At 71.4% G+C, this 3,540-nt stretch carries 4 protein-coding genes; 1 reads left to right on the forward strand and 3 read right to left on the reverse strand.

What is annotated here, in order from left to right; translation table 11 throughout:
- A partial coding sequence (locus BN11_RS14880) for an ABC transporter ATP-binding protein (protein ID WP_235435499.1) occupies positions 1-916 on the reverse strand: 916 nt, incomplete at its 3' end.
- Entirely contained in the window at positions 913-2,004 is a 1,092-nt protein-coding gene (locus BN11_RS14885; protein WP_157044184.1) for a CbiQ family ECF transporter T component, read from the reverse strand. The genes BN11_RS14885 and BN11_RS14880, both read right to left, overlap by 4 nt.
- Positions 2,005-2,198: 194 nt before the next feature.
- On the opposite strand from BN11_RS14885, the gene BN11_RS14890 reads away from it, so the two are divergent.
- Positions 2,199-2,585, forward strand: coding sequence for a hypothetical protein (locus BN11_RS14890; protein ID WP_235435500.1), 387 nt, complete (start codon positions 2,199-2,201; stop codon positions 2,583-2,585).
- A 365-nt stretch (positions 2,586-2,950) separates the two neighbouring features.
- Here the strand turns inward: BN11_RS14890 and BN11_RS14895 are convergent, their stop codons facing one another.
- Positions 2,951-3,418: a hypothetical protein gene (locus tag BN11_RS14895; RefSeq protein ID WP_048698956.1), complete on the reverse strand. Its 468-nt coding sequence runs from the start codon at positions 3,416-3,418 to the stop codon at positions 2,951-2,953.
- Positions 3,419-3,540 lie beyond the last annotated feature (122 nt).

A 3,540-nucleotide genomic window follows, 5' to 3' on the forward strand; every position in this document is an offset into this window, starting at 1 on the left:
AGGAACCTCTGCTAGCAGAGGTTAGTGACATCTGCACACCTAGGGAGGTCTGCTGATTTGACCAGCCTCTGCTAGCAGAGGTTCCTTGATCACCCAGCCGGGCGCGGAGGAGGGCGGAGGCGCGGCGGGCGTCGCGGATGGTGACGGGGAGGGGGGACCAGCCGGCATACCGGCCCAGATCGACGACGGGCGGGGCGACCGAGGCGGTCTCGAAGATCGCCGACGGTATGCCGTCGCGCACCGTGCCGTCGACGACCTCGACGACGCGGTCGGCATACTGCACTACCCGCTCCAGCCGGTGTTCGGCAACGACGACGGTGACGCCGAGGTCGTGGACCAGCCGGGTCAAAGTGGCCAGAACCTCTTCTGCCCCAGTGGGATCCAGCGCTGAAGTGGGCTCGTCGAGGACGAGGATTCGCGGGTGCGCGGCCAGGACGGAGCCGATCGCCACGCGCTGCTGCTGTCCGCCGGACAGATCGCGCAGGGGAGCGGCGCGCAGGTCGGCGATCCCGAGCAGGTCGAGGGTCTCTTCGACCCGTTTGCGCATCGTGGCCGGCGGCAGGGCGAGTTGCTCCATGCCGTAGGCCAGTTCCTCCTCGACGGTGTCGGTGACGAAACCGGCGAGTGGGTCCTGCCCGACGACACCGATGACGTCGGCGAGGTCGCGCGGGCGGTGGGTCGCGGTGTCGCGCCCGAGCACGCGCACGCTCCCGGACAGCCGTCCGCCGGTGAAGTGGGGGACGTGGCCGTTGAGGGTGCCCAGGAGGGTCGACTTGCCCGATCCGGTGCGCCCGACGACGAGGACGAGTTCGCCCTCCTCGATCTCGAGGTCCACATCGCGTAGGGCCGCCTCGGCGGCGTCGGGATAGTGGATCGTCACGTGGGACAACGAGATCGCCGGGTCGTATGCCGTCACGCCGCAACCTCCCGAGGCGCCCGGCGGGCGGACACAAGGGGTGGCACGGGAGTGGCGACCGCGGGCACCGCGGCGAGAGCGAGACCGGCCAGCGGCAGCACGGGGAGGGCGGGCAGGCCGAGGGGAGCGAGCGGCATACCCAGCGCAGCCGGGTCACGGCGGACGGTCACGAGCATCGCGACCAGCGCCGCGGCGCCGCAGGCGATCGTCAACCACTCCGGTGCACCCCACGGATCGCGGCGATAGATCGTTCGCGGCACGGACCGTCCGCCGCTCCAGAGGCCGGCAACGCAGAGCAGCAACCCGACGACCAGGGTCGGCATGCCCAACGCGGCGGGGGATGTGGTGTCGAGGAGTCCGTAGATGCCGACGCACGAGCCGAGCAGTCCGAGTAGCGTCAAGACACCGGTTGCCCGGCCATTCGTCGACTCCGGCCGCCGCCCGTAACCACGGCCGTCCATGGCTGCGGCCAGTGCGAGCGAGCGATCGAGGGTATCCTGCAGGACCGGCATGGCGATCCTGCGAAACCCCTTGAGCCGCAAGGCGGGTTCGCCGCGCAACTGTCGGGCGCGCGCGACACGTTGCACGCTCTCGGCCAGTTGTGGCGCGACCGTGACCGCCACGACCAACGCGGCGCCGATCTCGTGCAGGGCCGCGGGGAAGACCTTGAGCAGCCGCTTCGGACTGGCGAGCGCGTTGGCTGCGCCGATGGCCAGGATCATCGTCGCGAGACGAGCCCCTTCCAGGCCCGCGCCGAGGGCCCCTTCCAGATAGACGGTTCCTCCGAGTTGGATGCCGGCCGCCCAGGAGGGCAGGTGCGTCTCCGGCAGCGGCAGGAGCGGGATGTCGCCGAACTTCAGCCCGACGAGGGCGTGCAGGACGAGGCGGACGAGAACGATGACGACGCCGAGCACGGCATACAGCCGGAAGGCGCGTCCCCACGGCGATCCGTCCCGACGGGCCAGCACGACGGCCACGAGGACTCCGACATGGGCGGCGAGGAGGACGGGATTCGTCGTCATGCTCGCGCTGGCCGCCAGGGCCAGCGCCCACAGCCACCAGGCCGCGGGGTGCAGGTGACGGATCACGAGAGGTTTACGAAACCGAGGTTCACAACGCCGCGGCTCGATCGCGTTGCCGGCGAACGACAAAGGCGCCGAGCACGAGGAGCAGGCCGAGCCCGGCCCCGCCGGCGACGATGAGCGCCGGGCTGGGGGATTCGCCGGCTCGCGGACTCGCTGCCGCGCTCGGTGGCTCGGTCGTGGCGGTGACGGTGGGGACGGTGGCCGAACTGGATGAACTCGTCGACCGGCTGCCACTCGTCGACGTGGCCGAGGTGGACGGCTGCGAGGTGGTCGCTGACGCCGAGGAGGTGGCGCGTGTGCCCGCGGGGCCCGCAGCGCCCGTGGAGGACCCCGGCGTGGACGAGCCTGGCGTGGACGAGCCTGGGTCGGCAGCCGAGGTGTGTTGCGCCCCAGCGGTTTCGGAGTGCGCCGATGTCGTGCCGGATGAGGTCGGTGCTCTGGTCGTGGATGTCGTGGCAGGCGCCGTGGTGCTCGGCGGCGACACGACTGGTGGCGCCATGCCCGGCTGCCGGCCGGCGCCGAAGGCGACCCCCACGGAGCTGCCCGGTGCCGGGTTCAGGCTGGCCGCGCCGGTGCTGCTGTAGGTCCATCCACCCCCGGCCGCGGCACTCCACAGCGCCCAATAGGCCCTGGTCGGAGGAGTCTGGACACAGGGCTCATCGGCCGGCGCCGGATAGCCGTTGATGCGACAGATGAAGCTCGCCGGGAATCGCTGCGTCCCTTCGAGTCGGAAACCGGCGGACTCCAAAGCCGCCCAGGCCGACGCGGGATCCCCTGGGGCACAACCGGTTTGTATGCCGTTGCCCGAGTCGACGACGACGCTCACCCCGTCTGTCGAGGAACAGGTGGCAGCGGTGGCCGGGGTGGTGATGACGCCACCGGCCGCGAGGAGCGCGGCGATAGCGAGGGGCGGACCGAGTCGAGCGTGGCGCAGCTGCGTCATGACGTCCTAGGCGGGAGGGGGAGCGGTGGGGGGCTTGCCGGCGCCATAGGACCAACCCTCGACGGTGCCGGGCTTGGGGTTGTAGCTCCCGGGGCCGGACGTGGAGTAGGTCCACTTGCCGCCTCGGACGGCGTGCCAGTAGGACCAGTACCCCGTGGTGGGCGGCATGACGACGCACTTGTCGACGGTGGCCGAGGGACGGCCGTTGATCCGGCACACGGCCCCGGGGAAGCGCTGCACCATCGTCACCGTGAACCCGGCACCCCGCAAGGCCGCGAGCCCGGTCGTGGGGTCGCCGGGGGCACAGGACCGCTTGTCCCATGAGCCGAAGTCGACGATGACCGTCACGCCCGATCCGCGCGGGCAGATCGCGAGCGCCGTGCCGGACGTCGCGTGCGCTGACGGGGCGGTGCCGAATGCCAGCGGTGCGGCGGCCGTAAGAGCAGCGAGAGGGGTGAGGAGGCGGGATTTCATGGGGACTTCCTTCCGCGACGGAGGACAGCGGCCGCGCCGATGGCGCCGGCCAGGACGAGGCCACCGGCAGCCGCGATGGCCGGCCCGGTGGAACTGGTTGTGGCAGCCCCGCTCGTGGCCGC

Source organism: Nostocoides australiense Ben110, from assembly GCF_001050535.1.
In the GTDB taxonomy this organism is placed as follows: domain Bacteria; phylum Actinomycetota; class Actinomycetes; order Actinomycetales; family Dermatophilaceae; genus Nostocoides_A; species Nostocoides_A australiense.